18 protein-coding genes are annotated in these 20,103 nt (G+C 44.0%); 13 read left to right on the top strand and 5 right to left on the bottom strand.

Annotated elements, in window-relative coordinates; genetic code table 11:
* The first annotated feature begins 10 nt into the window (after positions 1–10).
* Positions 11–961 (top strand): glycosyltransferase family 2 protein, encoded by a 951-nt coding sequence (locus ACLWBB_RS19645; RefSeq protein ID WP_413289272.1) that lies wholly within the window; start codon positions 11–13, stop codon positions 959–961.
* Here ACLWBB_RS19645 and ACLWBB_RS19650 read toward each other — a convergent pair.
* Positions 958–1,593: a hypothetical protein gene (locus ACLWBB_RS19650; RefSeq protein WP_413289273.1), complete on the bottom strand. Its 636-nt coding sequence runs from the start codon at positions 1,591–1,593 to the stop codon at positions 958–960. The genes ACLWBB_RS19645 and ACLWBB_RS19650 overlap by 4 nt on opposite strands.
* 156 nt (positions 1,594–1,749) lie before the next feature.
* Positions 1,750–2,397, bottom strand: a complete 648-nt coding sequence (locus ACLWBB_RS19655; protein ID WP_413289274.1) for an acyltransferase — start codon at positions 2,395–2,397, stop codon at positions 1,750–1,752.
* 73 nt (positions 2,398–2,470) lie between these two features.
* On the opposite strand from ACLWBB_RS19655, the gene ACLWBB_RS19660 reads away from it, so the two are divergent.
* Positions 2,471–3,994: a hypothetical protein gene (locus tag ACLWBB_RS19660; RefSeq protein WP_413289275.1), complete on the top strand. Its 1,524-nt coding sequence runs from the start codon at positions 2,471–2,473 to the stop codon at positions 3,992–3,994.
* 36 nt (positions 3,995–4,030) lie between these two features.
* Here the strand turns inward: ACLWBB_RS19660 and ACLWBB_RS19665 are convergent, their stop codons facing one another.
* Positions 4,031–6,187 (bottom strand): MMPL family transporter, encoded by a 2,157-nt coding sequence (locus ACLWBB_RS19665; protein ID WP_413289276.1) that lies wholly within the window; start codon positions 6,185–6,187, stop codon positions 4,031–4,033.
* Positions 6,188–6,299: 112 nt separating this feature from the next.
* Between ACLWBB_RS19665 and ACLWBB_RS19670 the strand changes: the two genes are divergently transcribed.
* Positions 6,300–6,866 carry a phosphatase PAP2 family protein gene (locus ACLWBB_RS19670; protein ID WP_413289277.1) on the top strand — a complete coding sequence of 189 codons (567 nt, stop codon included), beginning with the start codon at positions 6,300–6,302 and terminating at the stop codon, positions 6,864–6,866.
* Here ACLWBB_RS19670 and ACLWBB_RS19675 read toward each other — a convergent pair.
* Positions 6,863–7,852, bottom strand: coding sequence for a fatty acid desaturase family protein (locus tag ACLWBB_RS19675; protein WP_413289278.1), 990 nt, complete (start codon positions 7,850–7,852; stop codon positions 6,863–6,865). The genes ACLWBB_RS19670 and ACLWBB_RS19675 overlap by 4 nt on opposite strands.
* A 46-nt stretch (positions 7,853–7,898) precedes the next feature.
* Between ACLWBB_RS19675 and ACLWBB_RS19680 the strand changes: the two genes are divergently transcribed.
* From ACLWBB_RS19680 to ACLWBB_RS19690, 3 genes are read left to right on the top strand one after another with little or no spacing between them, the layout of a single operon-like run.
* Positions 7,899–8,795, top strand: coding sequence for a hypothetical protein (locus ACLWBB_RS19680; RefSeq protein ID WP_413289279.1), 897 nt, complete (start codon positions 7,899–7,901; stop codon positions 8,793–8,795).
* A 53-nt stretch (positions 8,796–8,848) separates the two neighbouring features.
* Entirely contained in the window at positions 8,849–9,616 is a 768-nt protein-coding gene (locus ACLWBB_RS19685) for a fatty acid desaturase (RefSeq protein WP_413289280.1), read from the top strand.
* 20 nt (positions 9,617–9,636) lie between these two features.
* A complete protein-coding gene (locus ACLWBB_RS19690; protein WP_413289281.1) occupies positions 9,637–10,269 on the top strand; it encodes a hypothetical protein in 633 nt (210 codons plus the stop codon).
* On the opposite strand, the gene ACLWBB_RS19695 is transcribed toward ACLWBB_RS19690, so the two are convergent.
* Positions 10,198–10,971 (bottom strand): hypothetical protein, encoded by a 774-nt coding sequence (locus ACLWBB_RS19695; protein WP_413289282.1) that lies wholly within the window; start codon positions 10,969–10,971, stop codon positions 10,198–10,200. The two genes, ACLWBB_RS19690 and ACLWBB_RS19695, sit on opposite strands and share 72 nt — an antisense overlap.
* A 149-nt stretch (positions 10,972–11,120) precedes the next feature.
* Between ACLWBB_RS19695 and ACLWBB_RS19700 the strand changes: the two genes are divergently transcribed.
* The 7 genes from ACLWBB_RS19700 to ACLWBB_RS19730 are packed head-to-tail and all read left to right on the top strand — an operon-like array spanning position 11,121 to position 20,091.
* Complete coding sequence (locus ACLWBB_RS19700) at positions 11,121–13,943, top strand: FG-GAP-like repeat-containing protein (protein WP_413289283.1); 2,823 nt, start codon at positions 11,121–11,123, stop codon at positions 13,941–13,943.
* Positions 13,927–14,988, top strand: a complete 1,062-nt coding sequence (locus ACLWBB_RS19705) for a Rieske 2Fe-2S domain-containing protein (RefSeq protein ID WP_413289284.1) — start codon at positions 13,927–13,929, stop codon at positions 14,986–14,988. The genes ACLWBB_RS19700 and ACLWBB_RS19705 overlap by 17 nt, the downstream gene beginning before the upstream one ends.
* Entirely contained in the window at positions 14,979–16,112 is a 1,134-nt protein-coding gene (locus ACLWBB_RS19710) for a hypothetical protein (protein ID WP_413289285.1), read from the top strand. The genes ACLWBB_RS19705 and ACLWBB_RS19710 overlap by 10 nt, the downstream gene beginning before the upstream one ends.
* Positions 16,109–17,653 (top strand): GH3 auxin-responsive promoter family protein, encoded by a 1,545-nt coding sequence (locus ACLWBB_RS19715; protein ID WP_413289286.1) that lies wholly within the window; start codon positions 16,109–16,111, stop codon positions 17,651–17,653. Before ACLWBB_RS19710 ends, ACLWBB_RS19715 begins: the two co-directional genes overlap by 4 nt.
* Positions 17,653–18,390, top strand: coding sequence for an ABC transporter permease (locus ACLWBB_RS19720; RefSeq protein ID WP_413289287.1), 738 nt, complete (start codon positions 17,653–17,655; stop codon positions 18,388–18,390). The genes ACLWBB_RS19715 and ACLWBB_RS19720 overlap by 1 nt, the downstream gene beginning before the upstream one ends.
* The gene (locus ACLWBB_RS19725) at positions 18,383–19,090 is read left to right on the top strand and encodes an ABC transporter ATP-binding protein (protein ID WP_413289288.1); all 708 of its coding nucleotides are present in this window, start codon (positions 18,383–18,385) and stop codon (positions 19,088–19,090) included. Before ACLWBB_RS19720 ends, ACLWBB_RS19725 begins: the two co-directional genes overlap by 8 nt.
* The gene (locus ACLWBB_RS19730; protein ID WP_413289289.1) at positions 19,087–20,091 is read left to right on the top strand and encodes an ABC transporter substrate-binding protein; all 1,005 of its coding nucleotides are present in this window, start codon (positions 19,087–19,089) and stop codon (positions 20,089–20,091) included. Before ACLWBB_RS19725 ends, ACLWBB_RS19730 begins: the two co-directional genes overlap by 4 nt.
* Positions 20,092–20,103 lie beyond the last annotated feature (12 nt).

Raw genomic sequence — 20,103 nt, forward strand, 5'->3', positions numbered from 1 at the left:
CATTGAGTCTATGTCGAATCCAACGCTCTCGATCGTTATTCCGTGTTACAACGAAGAGTCGAATATTGCGCAGATCATTCATCGCTTTGATCAGCTCGCTTCTCAATTGCCAAGCTTTGAATTGCTGTTCGTTGATGACGGCTCAAAAGATAAAACGGTGGAGCAGATTCAGAATTATAAAAACTCTTCTCATGCATACAACATCCGCCTTCTTCGTCTGAGTAGAAACTTTGGACACCAGCTAGCTTTGTTGGCGGGTATGCGAAATTCGATCGGTGAGATTTGCATCACTATCGACGCAGACATGCAAGATCCGCCAGAGGTTATTCCAGCAATGATCAAAGCTTGGAAAGAGGGTCATGACGTCGTTCTTGGACAACGAAATGATCGTGCCAAAGACACCTGGTTCAAACGCACATCCGCTGTGATTTTTTACCGTATTATGACAGTTCTGGCGCGCGGAGATTTCCCCGCTAATGTCGGTGACTTCCGTTTGGTCTCAAAGAAAGTTTTAGACGTTTTAAGAAGTCTTCCTGAACAGTCTCCGTATTGGCGCGGTATTGTAGTGTGGGTCGGATTTAAACGCACCTTCGTCGAATACTCTCGAGCAGAACGCTTTTCTGGGGAAACCAAGTATCCATTTATCAAGATGGTTACTTTCGCGTTGGATGCACTCTTCTCGTTTTCGAAAAAGCCGCTTTTGTTTGTCACTTATTCGGGATTCGCACTTTGTGTTGTCGGCGCAATCTTCCTACTGACCTATATTTCACTTAAAGTGACAGGATATGCATTTGTCCCAGGTTGGACGTCAATTATTTCACTTGTGATGTTTATTGGAGGATTTCAGATCTTGTGTCTGGGAGTCATCGGCCAGTATATCGGCCGCATCTATGAACAAGTCTTAGGACGCCCTCAAGTGCTGCACTATCCAGCTGAAGACGTCCATCAAGCTCGTCGTTAAAGCGCTACAAACGGAGGCAAGCCCTTCTCGCTGACCAACACAATGGAATAGTGTGGTGGCAAGAACCAGCTGATTGCTTCCGCAATGCCTTGGTGTTCTTTCACTGGCGGGTTGCTAAGTGACTCTAGAGAGAACGCCAAATCATAGTTCACGCGATCTGTGCTCATCACCAAGATTTTTGGTGCGTACACGCTTTGATCACGGAAGAATTCTTTCAAAATATTGCGTACATATTGTGGTAAGTACTGCGGAGTCGGTTCACCTGCATGAATTTGAGCACCATCACGAAGCTCGAAAGAGCCCGTAGAAACTTCCGGTTTTGCACGATAGAACAAACCCGTTTCACGGAAGTGCCAAAGCATGCCGTAAGAGAAAACATAATCTGGATATTCTTTATTTGGATTTACAACAAGGCCCATGCCTTTCGTTGCCAACCAATGAATAATTTTTTGAGCCGGTTCTTCAGCATCTGGAGAAGTCTCGGTCATCAAATATGGCCAACCATCTGGTCCTACTTGTGGATCTTGAGAAAGCAGTTTCAACTTCCCTTCAGAAAGTTGCATGAAAAAATCGTTTTCCCATTGGGGGTCGCGCTGCTCATCAGAAATCTTAGTTAGTTCGATCAAATCCATGGGACTCTCTTGGTTAGGCTCTTAGCTGGTAAGACTTATTTTTGTAGGCCTTTTCATAGACTACATTGCCAAAAGCATCAAGTTTTGCCTCTTCAGTGCGGCCCCGCAAAACAGAGATTTGTCCATGAAGGACGGGAAAAGTGTGTAAATCCTTCATTAAGGCTTAGATTGGCGACGGCCGTTCTTCCAAACATAGAAAGGCGCTAGACCCATCGTTGATGGCAGCGTTTCCCCTTCGCAGACCACGGAACCCGGGGTCATTCCACTTTTTCCACCAAGAATTGCACGGTCTTCGACTCGGGGACTAGCCACAATCAGCTCAAGCTTATCGTCAGTGCGATTCAAATGGTGTGCTGTGAAACCAGCTCCATAACCGACAATGACCTTATCACCAATAACTAAGTGCGTACGATCCATGATGACAACATCAGGGCTCCAGTAAGTGTACTTACCAATCTTTGCGCCCCACATACGAAGCCACACTGAATAGAAAACCGGGAACACTCTGAGAACTTCTTCCAAAAAAGGAAATCGCAAATAGAGAGCTTGAAATTGAGAGCCGAAATACCAAACCCAAAAATGACGATCTTGAGAGTAGTAAGTTCCCTCAGGCCGCCCAAAAAATAAATAAATCAAACGCACACAAAAGGGCGGAACTAAATAGATCCACACAAGGACCCAGATCAAAGTCCATGTGATAGAAAGTGTTCCGACCCAGCAAAAGATGATTAGTCCCGCTAACTGTAAAGCAGGAATGAAGTTTCCAATTATAAATTTCAGTAGGACGATGTTCTTGTTTGGCATTGTGTTACACAAAAGTATGGCATCACACTCGCGAAAATGTAAAGCTCATGTTGTATGCATACAAGGAGGATCTGTGCAGAAGTTTTTACTTATTGCATGTCTTCTGACGTCAGCTTTCATTTCTCAAAGCTACGCAGCCGACAGCAAAACAAAATCATCTAAAAAAGCAACTATCGAGGAGCTTGCTCCCTATGACGATTCATGGAAGACAAGCTTTCCAGGATCATCACCAGCCTTTGCCGAGAAATCTGCAAAAGCTATGGGTGAACAAGAAAAGCGTCGTAAAGTAGCTTCTGATATGGATCAAGAATTTTTCGAAGGAAAGATGTCAAAAGAAATGAAAGCTTTCCGCGAGCTGTTCTTGAAAGTAAAAACAGCGGAAGAGCTTGATAAGCTTTTAGCAGAAGCTGATAAGAACTTCGACAGCTATCCTGCTGATTTGCAATTCATCGTGGCTCAAGCTGTTCCACTTCGCGCTTTCCGCGGTATCGTATGGAAGCTCATTCCCACTGTTGAAGATTCTAAAACAGCTCATAGCTTGATTTTGACTCAAGTAAAAAACATGGCCGTGAACATGAAGATCTTCTTGCCAACAGAACAATGGCAAGCAGGCTTTGACTATGTTTCTCAGCCTTATATGGAACCTGCAACAGGAAGTTTGTCTCAGCAGTTCCCTCGTGGCAGTGAAGTACACGTTCAAGCGTTCATTCGCAATACAGTGATTCCAGCCTTGCGTATTTCTGCAGCTCGCATGGAGAAAATCAATCTCTCTGGTGATTTTGCTGTATGGGATAACAAACTTCTTTACGGAAATGGTTCATTCCCATCAGCAATGGATCGTTACGCTCTTTTCGGAGAGGTCGAAAGACACACAGCTTTGATGTACACTTACGCAAACTTGTCTGAGCTTTGCTATCAAAGTGCTTACTCTCAGCAAGGCGCTTTGAAGTTGAATCAAGAGATCGCTCGTCTTTATGGCTGGGACTCTGTCCTTAGCAAAGTAGACGGTGTTCCTGCCGCAAAACGTGTAAAAACAATTCGTAGCCCTGCTTACGCTCAATGGGGAGTCCTCTTCGGTGACGGCACTAAGTGGACTCAAGATGCTTGGATGTTTATGCAAAGATCTGTCGACCATGGTGATCAGATGTGGCAAGCGATGAAAAATCGCCCTGTTTCTGAAATCTACATGGCTGATAGTTCAGCAGCATTGCCATTCCAAAGACCTGTAAACATGCGCTTTGAGAACTTGAAAAAGATGATGGATGGACCGACAGCGATCCGCAGCTTTGTCACAGATGAAAAAGCGACTGTAAATCTTAAAGAGTTCTACATGAACCCGCCAAAAGATCTCAAAGCAATGTACGCTATCGGCTTTGACAAAGAGTCAGAGATGTTGACAAAAACTTTAGGCAACAACAGCAAAGTTCAGTACCGTAATTATTTCCACGGTCGTGGTACAGAGTGGAACATCGGTCTTTACAAAAAGTACTTCCCAGATGTTCAATCAAGCCAAGACTTGTTGAAAACTGCGAAAGTTCTTTCTCAAGGATGGGGTAGCTTCGTAGTTGCCGTTCCTTTGGCAAACTACCTGAACTAAGAATTTCTGTTTTAAAGAGAATTCATAAAGGGAGTGCTAAGCACTCCCTTTTTTTATGAGCGCTTTCAAGACCCATAAGTCACCTACCAAAGAGAATAAGAACCCAGCAGCCAGCAACAATCCCAAAGCTCGTGGTGGCTCAAAGTAGGATCCTAAGAAACTCAGGCAACAGATAAACATCACAGACGCACATTGAATCGAGCCTACTCCCCGATCTTCGATACCTTCATCGAGGTCGTTACCACCGAAAAGATACTGAATGGCATTGTCCCCGGTTAATCCCACCAACGTGGAAGCAACAATACAGGTCACAAAGTTGATCGAAAGATCAAAAACATAAATCCCGCACAACATGATGGACGGACCCCAGAAGGCCGACGCCATAATCGGCAGAAAGTATTTTTTGCCAGTCGCACGGCTCAGGTAAAATATAATTCCGCCTACTAAGAATAAACTTAAGAACAAACTTTCAAAAAGTGTCTCGATCAAACTTTTAGAGAAATCTGCAAAACCGACAAATTCCCCCGCAAGCCAGCATTCCTTGTTAGGGCAAATGCTTTTAACTTTTTCGCGGAAAATATTGAGCTTTTCTGTGTTTGTCGTCTGTAGGTAGAGGATTGCTCGTTCTTCACCATCATCGGCTTTGTAGCGGTCTGACAGCGTGGATATATCTACTTCGCGCGCTATCATCTCTTTTTCTAAAGGCCGTCCGATATCCGATGACACATACGAAACAAGTTGCTCGTAGGTTTCTACCTTAACGATTAACGGGTCTTTTCTCAGTTCTGCAATAATCGTCTTTTTTTGATCTTCGCTAACATGCTTTTCAAAGACAAGACTTGCATCGGCCACCCAGCCACGAGTTTCTTTGATATATTCAATCGCTTGTTGAAATGGGTGGTCTTTCGGAAACATCTCTGAAGGAGTCTGCGACAATCTAAAGTTTTTCACCGAAAAGAAGGCCAAGACAAAAACCAAAAGGGAAATCTGAGCTAGGCGTTTTGGCGGAGACCACTTCGAGGCTTCCGTGGAAACTTTATAGAACCAGGCTTTGTCCTTACGAATATAGTTTTGCCACGAAGGAAACACCTGCATAAATGCCGGAATTAAAACAAAAACGCTGATCCATTCAACAAAACAGCCAAAAGCCGCCCAAGCTCCGAAACGACGAATGCTTTCTAAGTCCGACACTACCAAAGATCCAAAACCTAGCATTGTCGTTAACGACGTGAAGAAACAAGGCATCGTCATGCGATAGAATGCTTTTCGCCAAGGGATGTTCCGTCCCATCTTGTAATAGGAAAGAAACACAAAGTCCTCAATAGACGCCACCGCAATCATCAGAAAAAGACAAACTGAAAGTGGATCTACAGGATGACCTACAAGCGCCATGCCACCATAAACGATAGAGCTGGTAAAAAACAAAGTAAGGAGGAAAATCGCTCCCCCACGCCAAGTACCAAACAGAAGGCGCATACTCAGACCAATAATCAGAATAACAGCAAGATTAATGTACTGGGACTGCGCCATACCCTTCATGGTAAAAAGTTGCTGTGCCGAAGTTCCCGTCCACCAAATTTTAAATGGAATCTTTTCTTGAATAACTTTAAGAAGCTCCTCTACGGCATCTGGATCATAAGTGCCAAATTTTCCTGGAACTTCTAAATCCTTCATTCGCAAAGAAACCGCAAAATCTCTTGCAGTTCGATCCGTTACCACCGTCGCCCACGGAGAATTCGTCAGTGCTCCTAAAGGATTCCCCTCAAAGCTGCCTTCGCAGGGACTCGGTAGAACTCGAAAATAAGAAATGGTGTCGGCGTCAGAGACGGCTTTACGAATTTTATAAGGCGACATAAAGCCATCCACTTGAGGATGACTAAAAACAATGTCATTCACTTCTTTTTGAATCAGGCACAAGTCCGTTAAGGAGAAGAACTCTGTTTTTGGTTCTAGGATAAAACCCAGGTTGGTTTCAGAACCGAAGAGCGACTTAATCTGTTTTAAGTCTCGAGTCGACTCCATGCTTGAGTCCAGCTGATCTTCGATGGAAACAACTTGGGTCAAACGCGACGACAGAACGCCACAAAAGATAAATAGTGCTGTCGATAAGAAAACAAGAGCGCGTGGGTACTTAAACCCGAACCGAACGCTTCTTTTAAAAAGAATATCCAAGAGTCTGAGGCTTTTTTTCATAAACAGAGGCTTCCTGATCTAAAACTAAGAGGTTGTCATTTAGAATGCAAACGTCTTTAATGAAATTATGGTCCGTCTTCCAACAAGAGATACTCTTACTGCCTACCTTTGGGTGAGCCTACAACTCACTCTTGTTTTTTGCACGACCTATGGTTTTACCAATTGGCGGGCCTCTCAACATTCGGACACCTATCGCTTTTGGATGGATTGGGAACTTGGAATTCCCTTAGTCCCTGCGACCATTATCATTTACGTATCTTTGAACATATTGACCCTGCTACCACTTTTTACTTTAAACTCATCGCAAATCAAAGCCCTTGGTAAAAGCTTGTTGGTGGCAACTGTCATTGCAGCCGTTATCTTTTTCTTTTTTCCTGCTCATATTGGCTGGGCGCGAACAAGTGATGTTGGATTCTGGACTCCATTTTACGAGACCCTTTTCTCTTTAGATCAAACAGCAAATACACTTCCGTCTTTGCATATCACCTATAGTTATTTGGTTGTGCGCGCGATTGCGAGTGTTCATCTTCGTTTGAAGCAAGCTCTGTGGTTTTGGTTCGCTTGTATTTCAATGAGTGTTCTTTTGACCCACCAACATCACGTTTTAGACATCGTGGGTGGAATGGTCCTTGCCGAAGCGTGCTTTAGAGTTCTCTTTGCAAAGAAAATAACGAACTAGCGCGCTTCTTCCGTAGAAGAAGGTCCTTGGTAAAGAACTTTTTCAAACTCTTGGGAAAGCTGTTCTGGAGAAGCTTCCATCGTCAGAGTCGGCCCCAACCACATCTTTAACCAAATCTTAAAATGACTAGGTCGTTCTGCCGAGAAATCCACAAATTTATGCAGATGAATCCACGGAACGTAAGGATATTGATGATGTGCCAGGTGGTGGTGGTAATTTAGAAAGATATACTGAACAAATCTATTCACCTTCAAATTCCAAGCGCCATTACGAATATCTCGCTTAGACCAAGCATGATCCGCATATTGCAAAGATCCCCACAACATAGCAAAAGACCAATAGCAAATGATCCAAGCTTTAAAGGTGATGCCCAATACAAAGATGAGAGCTAGCTGAAACAGGAGTGTAACTAACAGCTCCCAGCGCACGCGCTTCGGGTCGACATTATCAAGACCAGAAAGCATCGCATCCATGCTCATCGGCTTCATGTACTTGTGCTGACTACGGAATAAAGACGCATCCAAAATACGCGGAGAGAGTAAATACAGAATTCCGCCAAATGGTGCCGCCGTCCAATAGAATCCCAAAAGAACCGTGTAAAGTTGGGTAAACTTTAGAACCCGGCTATCCGTTGGATAGTACATATCAAACATCTCAACGTCCGTGCGGTTACGACGATGATGTCCCAAGTGAAAAGCTCTTTGAAAGAAAAAGCCCGTCGGAAAAAACATGGCAGATAATTGACCAAAGAAATCGTTGATACTTTTGTTCTGATGAAAAAGACGATGAACACTTTCGTGTAAGAGTGAAAACATCGTATTCCCGATAAAGGCGAAGCCGATTGCACAAAGCGCAATTTGCCACCACTCCGTCAAGACCGTGGCACCATATAGAAACCCAATAGCCGTCAAGTAAGAGGCTATTGCAATGACAATATTTAGTTTACCTGGAATAGGGATCAAGACCCCGTTAGCCGCTGTTTTCATTGCTTTCCATTTTACAAAGGAAAAACGGCTGAATACAATCGTGAACATGGATTATGCCGCAAGCTATCTGAAGCGCCAGGAACACTCTCTTGATAAGTGGTACGTTTTCATGAACGAAAACTTGCGCCAAAATTTTCAAGAACTCACTTACGAAGAAGGCCTTACACCTTTTTTCGGTGCTGAGGACTGGAATGACTGGACTCCGGACCAGCGCAAAAAACTCTTTCAGCGCTTTTGCCAATTCAATGCCGAAGCCTTGATGGCATTTGAACAATGTTTTATGTACGCAAGTGTTCAACCGGCGACTCTTATTCAGGACGAAACAGAAAGAAAGGCTTTCTTTCATTTTGTCCGCGAAGAGTTTCTGCACACAAAAGCGTTTAGATGTTACCTCCGCGCAGAAAAGGCTTTTAATTTTCCCCAAGACTCTGTTTTTATTCATCGCTGCCATCGTCTTAAGAATAACTTTGCCTGGATTCTAAAGCGCGAGCCTTTTGCGATTATTATTCCGGGAGCAAAAAGTGAAGCTTACTCTTTGTTTTATTCAAAACTCTTAGAACGAGTTTATAAGACCAAAACAAACTCATTTACAGAATTGAATACCCTCCACTCCAAAGATGAAGTGTTCCATGTTCAGTTCGATTATAACTTCGTGGACTCTTTGGTAAAAAATTGGAGTCTGTGGCGTCAATGGCGTTTTATCTTTTATAGCTTTCTAATGATTTTAAATATTCAGTTCATTGTCATACTTGGGTTTATGAATATTCTAAAAGAGGTCGCCCCAGAAAAAGGCTTTTTCAAACGAACTTATACGATGATGCGTTTTTTCAGATGGACTCTTTGGCATTTTGTTCCGTACCAACAGACGCGTACGAATTTGCAAGCAACGTACAAACAGAGAAAACACTTTATGTACCTGCTTTTTAGACTTGGTTCTTTGTGAGCATTTTAAAGTTTAGGTCCGATATTCGCAGTCTGTTTCTTCTGGGATGTGCGTTGGGACTTCTCTTTGGTGCACTTCGCCTTCACTTGAATCAATTTTCTGTCCCGACTTACATTGCTGCTTGGGGTTTTGGTGTCTGGGTTGTTTTTCTGGTTAGCCTTCTAAATCATAATCATCACCATCATCCAACATTTCATAGCGGCATCTTAAACCGTGTGACCGACATTCTGATTTCCATCTGTATTGGCGCGCCTTCGACCCGTCTTCACTTAGTGCATCACTTCAATCATCATCGCCACTACCAAAGTGAAAAAGACTGGAGCAACTATCGTATCCATGCCAAGTCTAAAGGTGTCCTCAGAATTTTGTATTATCTCTTCTCGGCCTCTCGGGAAATGGCGAAAAATCGTCGTAATATTCCCGCTCCACTATCTTTGCAAAAACACCAAGTGACCGAGCGTATTGTCCTGGGGAGCTTTTCATTAGTAGCCTTGTGGCTGAATCCGGGAATCTTTCTAGGCCTCATTGTGCCTACTTGGGTCGGGGGCCTCTGCCTGCTTCTAACTTCGAATCTTTTTAATCACGACCAATGTGATCTTGAGTCTGAATACAATCACTCCCGTAATTTTTTAGGAAAAGTTGAAAATTGGTTTTTTTTGAATAATGGGTTCCATAGTGCTCACCATGAAAAACCCGAGCTGCACTGGAGCCTTCTCCCAGAACTTCATGAGCGGACATTCGAACATCACACGAACGAAAACTTAAAGCAGTCCTCCTTTCTTGTTTACTTCGCAAGATACATTTTTAAGAATGAAATCTAAACCAAGGATGGACCTGCAGTATGGAATACGTTTTTAATTTTTGCCTGATTGTATGGCCGTTACTTGTAAGCGCTCTGGCTTTTTCGTTTAATCGTAAGCAAAATAGCCAAGACCCTTGGACCGGAGGACCCATTTCGTGGCCGAAGTCCTTCTGGTTGGCCTACACGGTATCCACTTGGTTTCTGCTGCCAATTATCTTCTTGCTTCACCCAAATCTGCCATCAGGCTTTCACGCGGTCTTTATTGTGCACCTACTGAGCTGGTGGATTCGCGGTCCTTTAGAGCTTTTCATGATTTACAAATGGTTTAACTGGTCACCCCGCTACGGGATCAGTCACGATATTTTTCACTTGGCCCTTTGTGGATATTTCTTAAGTCAAAACTGGAGTGAGATTCAAGCAAGCCTAGGAACTCCGATTGGAAACCTAGCAACTGTTTTCTGTCTCATTATTATTTTTACGACTTGTGCCGAGATTCTTTTTGCGGCGCTCTTTTTGCGCTTTAGATCTCAACAAGAAGAAAAGGAACTCATCTATTTTGCCTCTGATGACCCTAAATGGATTTTTATCAACCGTGTGACTTTAAGCGTGGTTTTGGTAGCTATGAGTCACTTGATTTTGCAAAGCCTTTACGTACTTAAAGGGCTTCTGTAAAAGCTTGTAGATTCTTTTTGCTACGTACTTAGCCGGCACCCACAGGGTGACTTTAGCAACACAGACAAGCTCTGTGCCTTCTTGCCAACGTGGGTTTTTCTCAGCAAAGAATTTAATACGCGGAATTTTTAGCAGGTCGGTATCGATATCTGCAACATGAACCTTAACAGCACAAGCTTCGCCTACGGGCTCAATTAATCCTTGTGTTGAGTTGTATCGGTTACCAAACTTTTTCGAGTAGAATGCATGCATAAGATCTTGAGTCGCTGATGGAGTCGATCTTTCGTACCGTGGATAATGTTCGGGAAAATTATTGGCCATTAAAAGATATGTCTTATAGCCCTTCGAAATCAAAAACCAATAAACCGGTCGAGATAGATTCCGGATCTTCATAGAAAGCAAATAGCGCCCGAAAGCAATTCCTAAAGCACCATTGCCCCAATAAGCTCGATCCAAAACAGTATCACCACTATACAAACAAAGAATTTTTTGACCGTTTACGTCTAAATCACGAGACAACAAAGTTGAAAAGCCCTGAATCGCATTCTCGCGGTCAGCAAGCAAAATCACGCTATCCTTCTCCATCAAATCCTTTTGGAACTGATCTTTCAAAATATGATCATAGTAAGAAACCATAATCTCATACATTCTAGAGACTTGTTCTGGAGCTAGATTTTTAATCGGGACGATCGCTGTCTTCATAGAAACTGATTCTTCCAACTTTTTTAGGTCAATTCAAGTCTTAGCAGTGGCCCGGAACATTATTCATGGGAACAAAAATACGCCGCAAACTCCCAAGCACAAACTATACAGTAGAAGTGCTTAGGCTCCTAGGATAGCCTGGGATTTACATGGAAGAAACAGCACTAAATTCAGCACTTACAGGCGATTCATTTCTTAAACGTAGTTGGGCCAAATTCCAAGAATTGGACCCGCGAATTCCGGTCGCAGTCATCCTGTTTACTTATCTGGCATTGGGCTTAACCGTCCTCGGTTTTAATCGCAGCCCTTTGCAGGCAATCACGACAACTCTGACTTGCTGTACTGTCGAAGTGCTTCTGACTTACTTGTTTAAAAGAAAGTGGGTATTCCCACTGAGCGCGATGATCACAAGTTTCTCGCTCTCTTTTCTTATGAACTACAGCCATGATTTCTTTTTGCTGTTTGTACCAATCTTCTTTGCGATTGGTTCCAAGTATATTTTCCAGTTTAATGGAAAGCATGCGCTGAATCCCGCGATGATGGGGATCTCGCTTTCATTGCTATTCAGCGAAGAGCTTTTGACCGCAGCACCTGCTTATCAGTGGAACGGCATCGGCGCCATGTCTCTGTTTGTGATAATGCTAGGAATTATCTTCGTTATTCCTAAAGTGAACCGCGTGTGGCTTGTGGGCAGCTTTCTTCTAGTGTTTTCTTTGCAGACAGCCCTTCGTGCTTGGATCATGAAGCACCATCTTCCCTTTGAAACTTTGTTCTTGGGAACATTGTCTTCTCCGTCATTTTTTATTTTTACATTCTTTATGATTACAGATCCTGCGACGTCTCCGAAGGATCGTAAACAGCAAATCATCGTGGGTGCCTTACTAGCGACTGTGGATTTGGCACTGCACCTTCGCCAAAGTTATTACACCTTTTTCTATGCGGCTCTGATTGTGGGCGGAAGCCGTCTGGCTATTAACCATCTTAAAACCGCTCGCAAAGAAGGTTTTGGAAATTACTTTAAGTCTCGTTTCATCACTTCCAAGTACTATCGTCAGCCTCTGGTTCTGGGAATTCTGTTTTTGGCCGGCACGACAGTTTATAGCAAAGCTATCAACCCCCATCTGACTTTGAATAATCTGAACTGGAACTTTGTAGAAATTGATCCTGCTAGTTCCGGCCTTAACGCAAATAAAGAGGGCGACATTTACGCGAAGCTCGATCCCCGCGTGCAACATATTGCAAAGTGGGTTCTCAGTGTCGGGGATTCTGTTTCAATGGCAGATTTCGACAACGACGGCCGCCAAGATGTCTTCTTAACGAACCTTCTTAAAGAACCTTTCAATCGTTATGCGCTTTATCGTAATGTCGGCCCTGCCAAGTTTGAGCGTGTGCCGCTGCCAGCTTTGAATACCGTCAACGAAGACCCGGCTAAGCATGGTGTTGTCAGTAACGGTATTTTCTCAGACTACGATAACGACGGCGACCAAGATCTGATGCTCACTGTCGGTTTTGGCCACTCAATGCTTCTTAAGAATCTTTTGAGCGAAAGTGGAAAAGCTGAATTCAAAGATGTGACTGACGAAGTTGGTTTGAATTTTCCAACTCAGTCTATTTCAGCAACATTTGCTGACTTCAATCAAGATGGTCTTTTGGACCTGCTGATTATGAACGTTTGGCCGAATGACTTGCCAGATTACGATAAGCCTACCCCCCTAAGCCTCTTCCATCTGCCTCAACCGGAATACGACGGTGATAACCGCATGTTTAATTTCATGCACGATAGTTGGCATATGTCGAACAATGGCGGAGAAAACGTTCTTCTTTTGCAAACTCCAGATCATAAGTTTGAAAAACAAGATTCTAAAAAATGGGGCATACCGGAAACTCGTTGGTCGTTGGCAGTTGGGGTTGTGGACTTCAATAACGATACTTGGCCGGATTTTTATGTCGCCAATGATTTCGGTCCTGATGACCTCTACTACAACCATGAAGGAAAATATTTCGAGAATATCAAAGGCACGATCTTTGGTTCTATCGGAAAAGACACATACAAAGGCATGAACGTTTCTATCGCCGACTTTGATCGCACCGGAAACTACGGCGTTTATGTTTCAAACGTGCATCACGCGTTCCAAGCCGAGGGAAGTCTTCTATGGATGTTCTCTCCTTCTGACAAGCCTTTCTATCCGAACATCGTTGAAGCTGCGACGAACAAATCAGTTCTGAACGAAAACCGTTTCGGTTGGGGAGCTTCCGCAACAGACTTCGACAACGATGGCTTGGTTGACATCGCTCAGGCTAACGGCATGGTCGACGATACTTACGATCGCAAATCCGAAGAATGCCCTGACTACTGGTATGTGAATGAGAAAGTGGCCCGCTCGCCGCCTTCGATTCACCGCTATGCGAATCGTTGGGGTGATATTCGCGGCTATTGCATCTATGGGCATGAGCAAAATAGAATTTATTTGAATCGCGGCGCGGATCAAAAACCGCAGTTCGTCGATGTTGCAACTCAAGTCGGCGTAACAAAACTGACAAACTCGCGTGGCGCAGCTAGTGCAGATTTTGAGAATCACGGGCGTCGGGACTTGATTTTCACCCACCCATTTGGCGCAGCCACCTTTTATGTGAACCGTCTCAAAGACGGCGTGAAACCTGAAGAAACGAATGCATGGGTCGGTTTTGAACTTACAAGTTTAAAACCAGGCTGCAACCGTGATGCTGTCGGCACGCAAGTTGAGCTGATCGTGTATAAAAAAGATCAATCTTTCTTCCGCATCGTTCAAGAAGTTCAGGTAGTAAGTGGATTCGCTTCTCAGAACGATAAAAGACTGCATTTTGGCTTGGGTCAAAATGTGGACCACGTCAATGCCAACATTAAATGGTGTGGTCGTGAACCAGAGAAGTTAGAAAATATAAAAACAAATGCGTACAATAAAGTAGTTTTAAAAAATGAATCAAAGCCTTAGAGACAAAGATAAAGACATCGTCAATCATTGGTATATCGTAGCCCTTGACCACGAAGTACCGGCAGACCGACCTATCGTACGCACGGTCTACGATATTCCTTATGTCCTTTTCCGAAATGAAGAGGGCAAAATCACGGTGCTTATTGATAAATGTCCCCATCGTGGAAGTCAGCTCTCGAAAGGAACTTGTGAAAAAGGCCAACTTCGTTGTCCTTATCACGGTTGGAAGTTTGACGGACAAGGTTCGGTTTGCGAAATTCCTTCTGAAGGACCTGACAATAGTGAGTCGCTCAAGCGCCGCCAATGGAAGGGATTTACAGTTCCGACATTCCAAAAAGATTCTTGTGTCTGGATTTGGCCCGGGGATCCCGCGCTTGCAACTGCAGAGCCACCTTGGAATTTCCCTGAGTTCTCTAATCCAAAGGCCGCGAAATATTTCATGCTAACGGATTTTGACAACGAGGTCGGACCTTTGGTTCAAAACTTCATGGATGTGCCTCATACGGTCTTTGTGCACTCGAAATGGTTCCGCAATAGAAGCTTTTTGAAAGTCCCAGTGAAAGTCGATGTTAAGGCAGCCACGGTGAAAGTCACCTATGAGCAGCCTCAAGACAGTATCGGCTTTATGGAATCGATTCTGAACCCTAAAAAAGAACCGATGATCCACACCGATGAGTACATCTTCCCTAATATCACGCGTGTGGATTACAAATTCGGAAAATACTTTTTCATCATCAATAGCCAGTGCACACCTGTGACTCGCTGTAAAACCCGAGTTTATACTTGGATTTGTTTCCACATCGGACCTTTTACAAAACTTTTGAAACCTTTCATGCAGTTCTACACCCGTCAGGTTATTGAACAAGACGTCGAGATCATGGAAAACCATGGTCACAACTTAAAGGTCTTCGGCGAGTTCGAATACAAATCAACTCCTGCGGATGAATTGCATTTAGCCATTGATAAAATGCGCGTATCAGGCGCACAAGACCGTCATAGCCCTGAAAAAATGGAATATAGTCGAGAGAGGGATTTTTGGATCTAAGGGAGTACCTGAAGTCTCAGGACTCTTTGTGCGAGTTCGAGGTTTCAAAACACCAGAATGCTGTATTCCAGATGTTGGAAGAGCACGCCATGAACGTGGCGGGCATTCATCTAACCTATGAACGGCGCCCCGAGTTTAATAAGCTTCTCGAATTTCAAGGTCCTGCTGGAGTTACAATTCTTGGCTTAGATAAAGAACAAATTTCCGGGATATGTTCTATCTCTATGGGATCTCGTTACATCCAGGGTCAGAAAACGACCGCTGGTTACGTTGGCGATTTTAGGACTAATGGCACAAAGTACGTGGCGAAACTTTGGCGAAAAACCTACGCCGCAGTTCTAAAATCCACTCAGAACACCAAAGAACTTTTAAATCCACAGTATTTTCTAACGGCCATTTTAGCTGATAATGCCCTAGCTATTCGCAATTTAGTCGAACTAAAAAAGGACTTTGGCTTTTACTATCGTTTTCTCCGAACCGTCGACATGGTGAATATCTATGGCCGTAAGCCTTTTGCCAAAACAAGTTCACCTTGGCAAGGTCGCTTTGCCAAGGCCTCTGACGAAGACCGCATTCGCTCATTTTTAGATGTGGCTGAACAAAGAAAATCTTTCGGCGCCGTCTTTGATACATCTTCTGAATCTGAATGGACCCGACGTAAAAAAGTATGGCCCGGCTTTAAAACGGAAAACTTTGTACTTATTGAAGACTCTCAAGGTGAATTGCTCGCTGTCACTTTGCCATGGTCCCCGAGTGCCGCAAAAAGAATGCGCGTCACTCAAGCGCCAGGGATGCTGTTGACGGCTTTTAAAATTCTGAAAGTCTTTGGCTATAATATGCCGAGCGTTGGTCAAAGTATCGAGACTTGTTACCTCACTCACTTGAATATAAAGCCTGACGTCGATGCCTCATCCGTCGTTCAGACTCTTCTAGAGTTTCTATTAGAGAAAAGTTTCCTTAAAACAAATCATATGTTGTCTGTGGCGGACTGGTGGGGGCTTAACTTGAAAAGCTTTATTACTCAAAGAGTGCCAGTAAATCTGTACGCTGTTGCTACAGATTCAAATCAGCACTTAAGCGAGCTAAAAACCCCCGAAATCGGTTTTGAAATGGGGTTGGTATGATTTCAACCTCTCTGATTCATCAAGGATTGGGTTTTTACTACTCACGTGCTGAAAAATCCTTCCGAACAAAGCTTAAGAATTTAGAACAAGTACAAAGAGCGAAGCTTGCTGAAACCATGGACTATTTGGCAACCACTCGTATGTGGGGCGAGATCTCTTCACAAAGCTACGAGCGGCTAGCTGATAAGATTCCGCTTCGTGACTACAGCGAGTATCACTCTTTAATTGAAGCGCAACGAAAACAAGAATCTGGAATTCTGTGCCCTGATGTTACCCGCTATGAGCCAACTAGCGGCTCTACAAGTGCGCGGAAGTGGATTCCATATTCTCCTCAGTTCTTAAGTGATATTAACAAAGCGGCGGCCGTCTGGATGGGAGATCTTTATCAAAGTGTTCCTGGCGTCAAGAATGGGCCCCACTATTGGTCTTTGTCGTGGCTGCCGCAAGAACTGCGCAATCTCACAAGCAGTGACGATTCAGAACTCTTCCCATGGTGGCAGCAGGTTTTTTTGAAAAACTTCATGGCCGCCCCTGGGTCGTTAGCACTCGCTCCTAGCAGTGAAGCTGCATGGAGAGCAAGCCTTGCCTATTTATTCTCGCAAAAAGAGTTGGCACTTATCTCTGTTTGGAGTCCAAGCTTTTTACTTAAAATCGCTGAAGATCTCCAAAATCTGCATTCAGAAATTCAAAGAGATCTTTCAAGCGGAAGCTGGGGCGCTTACTCCAAAGATCTTTCGTCATTAATTGCTCCGCCAGCCGCAAGAGCTGACTATGACGACATTAAATCTGCAAAAACACCTCAAGAGTTTTTGCATAAGGTTTGGCCAAATCTAGCCTTAGTAAGTTCTTGGGATTCGGCTCAGTCAAAACTCTGGGCTCAGGATATCAAGTCCTTGTTCCCAAAAGTCGCCTTTCAAGGAAAGGGGCTCTGGGCTACTGAAGGCGTTGTTAGCTTCCCTTATCAGAATCAGAAAATTCTGGCGATGGAATCACATTTCTTCGAATTTAAATGCTTAGCCTCTGGAAAAGTTCTGCCTTCGTGGAAGCTGGAAAAAGACCAAGAAGTGCAACCGATCCTTTGGACGTCTTCAGGATTTTTACGCTATCCCCTGCAGGACAAAATGAAAGTGACTGGCTTTATCGAAGAAACACCAACCTTTGAGTTTATGGGGCGTCTTCAGGGTGTGGATATGGTTGGGGAAAAAATGGATAGCGCGACGGCTTCGCAAATTCTTGAAGTTCTGCAAAAAGAGTTTCATTGCGAACCTATTTGTTTGCTTGCGGTTCAAAATCCAAAACCTTATTACCTTCTGACAACTCGAAAACAAGTTCCTGATTTAAATAAGAAGGTGGAAAACGTCCTTCAAGAGTATCATCATTATAAAGTGGCCCGCGAACTGGGACAATTGCAAGCCAGCCGGGTCCAAGTAGTTGCAGATATTCACGCATTCTGGGATAAGACAAACAAAAGCCAGATCAAGGGACAAAACAAAATTGAATCTCTGCGCTTAGTTGAAACTTGGGATTTAGGAGACAATTAATGCCCGCGTTGTTAGTGACTTTACTATTTTTAGGACTGTGGTGGCTGGCGGGACAGCTGCAAATGTTTGAGACTTCCCTTTTCCCGACAGTGGCAATGGTGGTTAAAGCCTTTTTAGAAGAGCTGACCTCGGGTCGCCTCTTGGGTGACTGGTGGGCGTCTATCAGTCGTATCTTCATCGGCGGTGGGATGGCGATCCTCTCAGGAGTTCTTTTAGGACTTTTGGTTTCTCGCTCTGAAATGTCACGAAAAGCTCTGCGTCCTCATTTTAATTTCTTCCGTTATGTTTCTCCGATTTCGTGGATCCCTTTTGCCATTCTGTGGTTTGGTGTCGGCGACATGCCGGTGATTTTCCTTATTTATATTTCTTCAGTTTTCCCAATGGTAACTGCGACAAATGCAGCAATGGAAAGAATCCCTGTCTTGTATTTGAAAGTTGGCAAAGAGTACCGCTTGTCCCCTAGCAATTACTTCTTTGAAGTCATACTTCCAGCGATTTTGCCGGATCTTTTAACAGCTATTCGTGTGGTTCTGGGGATTTCTTGGGTGGTGCTGGTAGCGGCAGAGATGATCGCTGGCAAACAAGGACTGGGCTTTGGTATTCACGATGCTCGTAACGGCCTACGCGTGGATTTGATCGTGGTTTACATGTTACTCATTGGAATCACTGGCTGGGCCATGGATTACGTCATTAGCCGCTTTACAACCAGTGCACGCTTGAGGTGGAAACATGGCTAAGGTCATCGAGTTTGCAAATATCTCTTTTTCTTACCGCCAAAGTGCAAAGCTGATTGATAATTTCAATTTGAATATCCACGAAGGCGAAGTGATCGCGCTATTAGGGCCTTCAGGTTGTGGTAAGACGACACTGATAAATCTTGTAGCCGGTCACTTAAAGGCCGAGCAAGGCACATTAAAGAATCCTCTGACTTCTTTGACCATCTTTCAGAAAGACGGCCTTCTGCCGTGGCTGACCGTGAAAGAGAATATCGATTTCGGTCATCGCTATTCTTTAGGTAACAGTCAGGAATCCACAGAGAAAATAATTCAGCTCTTTAAGTTGGAACAATATTTGGGTCTTTTCCCTTTTGAGCTTTCAGGAGGTCTTCGTCAGAAGACTGAAATAGCCCGAGGCCTTGCCGCTGGCGCAAGTTTGCTTTTGATGGACGAGCCTTTTTCTTCTTTAGATGCAATGACACGCATTGAAACCCGTGTAGAGACTTTTGAAATTCTGAAAAGCCGTAAAACGACGGTAATTATCGTCACGCACGACTTGTTCGAAGCCGCCCAAGTAGCGGATCGAGTAGTCGTACTAGGCGCAGCCCCGTTCCGAGTTCAAAAGGATCTGAAACTGCCTGGAAATTTTCCTCGCCAACTGACCTCGAATGAGTTTAAAGAAAGCTTAAGTTTGATCGCACAAGAAATGGAGACCCCATGAAAAAGAATCTAATCATCGCCTCTGTCGTTATTTTTGCCCTTGTTGTAGGTGCAATTCTTGTCAGAAAACTTGATGGCTCAAAAGAAAAGATTGATTCCCATGTCATTGAAGTAGGTTTCTTGCCAGTGACTTGCCATCTTACTTGCCCGGTAACGGACTTTGCCACGCAAACTTCGAAAAAGTATCACTTCGCTTCGAAACGTTTTACAGATTTTCCGACAGTCGCTGAGTCGTTTAAAACCGGAAAGCTAAAAGCCACCTTTTTCGTGGCTCCCCTTGCAATGAAATTGGTTGAGCAAGGAGTTCCTGCAAAAATCGTTTACCTTGGTCATCGTGATGGCAGCACTGTCATGGTTCGTAAGGACGATAAAGCCCAATCGTTGAAAGACCTACAAGGCCGCCGTTTTGCGATCCCAAGCCGCTATAGCAATCAGCACCTAGTGATTCGTAAGCTTATGAAAGATCAAAACATCCCTGCAGAGTCTATGGAGTTTGTTGAGATGGCTCCGCCAGATATGCCGGGCGCTCTGGCTTCAAAAGCTATCGATGCTTATTTCGTGGGTGAGCCGCATGCTGCTCGAGCTGAAACCAACGGCACTGGCCGCGTTCTATATCACGCCAAAGACATCTGGCCTAAATTCATTTCTTGCGTTTTGGTGGTAAGCCAAAAACTTATCGACGAACAACCAGAAGTTGTCGCGGATCTAGTTCGTGGAATTGCAGAAAGCGGAGAATGGGCTGAAGTAAATCGCGATAAGGCTGCAAAACTTGTAGCTCCGTACTTCAAGCAAGATGAAAAGCTTATCGATTACGTTCTTCATCAACCACCAGACAGAGTTAGCTATAAGGGTCTTGCACCAACGAATGAAGAAATGGAAAACATCCACGCTATGGCCATCGAAGTAGGAATTCTGACAAAACCTATGAAGGTAGAAGACTATTTGGATCGCCAGTTCTTGCCAAAAGAACTTCTTCCGAATGAAAACCTAGAAAAGCTATAGGTCATTAAGAGC

Origin of the sequence: Bdellovibrio sp. HCB337 (assembly GCF_047302465.1) — a bacterium.
Taxonomy (GTDB): domain Bacteria; phylum Bdellovibrionota; class Bdellovibrionia; order Bdellovibrionales; family Bdellovibrionaceae; genus JACMRP01.

What these genes read in the sequence shown, in the direction of transcription:
- ACLWBB_RS19645 (WP_413289272.1), top strand. Translation starts at nt 11, where the DNA reads ATGTCGAATCCAACGCTCTCGATCGTTATTCCGTGTTACAACGAAGAG.
- ACLWBB_RS19650 (WP_413289273.1), bottom strand. Translation starts at nt 1,593, where the DNA reads ATGGATTTGATCGAACTAACTAAGATTTCTGATGAGCAGCGCGACCCC.
- ACLWBB_RS19655 (WP_413289274.1), bottom strand. Translation starts at nt 2,397, where the DNA reads ATGCCAAACAAGAACATCGTCCTACTGAAATTTATAATTGGAAACTTC.
- ACLWBB_RS19665 (WP_413289276.1), bottom strand. Translation starts at nt 6,187, where the DNA reads ATGAAAAAAAGCCTCAGACTCTTGGATATTCTTTTTAAAAGAAGCGTT.
- ACLWBB_RS19675 (WP_413289278.1), bottom strand. Translation starts at nt 7,852, where the DNA reads ATGAAAACAGCGGCTAACGGGGTCTTGATCCCTATTCCAGGTAAACTA.
- ACLWBB_RS19680 (WP_413289279.1), top strand. Translation starts at nt 7,899, where the DNA reads ATGGATTATGCCGCAAGCTATCTGAAGCGCCAGGAACACTCTCTTGAT.
- ACLWBB_RS19690 (WP_413289281.1), top strand. Translation starts at nt 9,637, where the DNA reads ATGGAATACGTTTTTAATTTTTGCCTGATTGTATGGCCGTTACTTGTA.
- ACLWBB_RS19695 (WP_413289282.1), bottom strand. Translation starts at nt 10,971, where the DNA reads ATGAAGACAGCGATCGTCCCGATTAAAAATCTAGCTCCAGAACAAGTC.
- ACLWBB_RS19700 (WP_413289283.1), top strand. Translation starts at nt 11,121, where the DNA reads ATGGAAGAAACAGCACTAAATTCAGCACTTACAGGCGATTCATTTCTT.
- ACLWBB_RS19705 (WP_413289284.1), top strand. Translation starts at nt 13,927, where the DNA reads ATGAATCAAAGCCTTAGAGACAAAGATAAAGACATCGTCAATCATTGG.
- ACLWBB_RS19715 (WP_413289286.1), top strand. Translation starts at nt 16,109, where the DNA reads ATGATTTCAACCTCTCTGATTCATCAAGGATTGGGTTTTTACTACTCA.
- ACLWBB_RS19720 (WP_413289287.1), top strand. Translation starts at nt 17,653, where the DNA reads ATGCCCGCGTTGTTAGTGACTTTACTATTTTTAGGACTGTGGTGGCTG.
- ACLWBB_RS19725 (WP_413289288.1), top strand. Translation starts at nt 18,383, where the DNA reads ATGGCTAAGGTCATCGAGTTTGCAAATATCTCTTTTTCTTACCGCCAA.
- ACLWBB_RS19730 (WP_413289289.1), top strand. Translation starts at nt 19,087, where the DNA reads ATGAAAAAGAATCTAATCATCGCCTCTGTCGTTATTTTTGCCCTTGTT.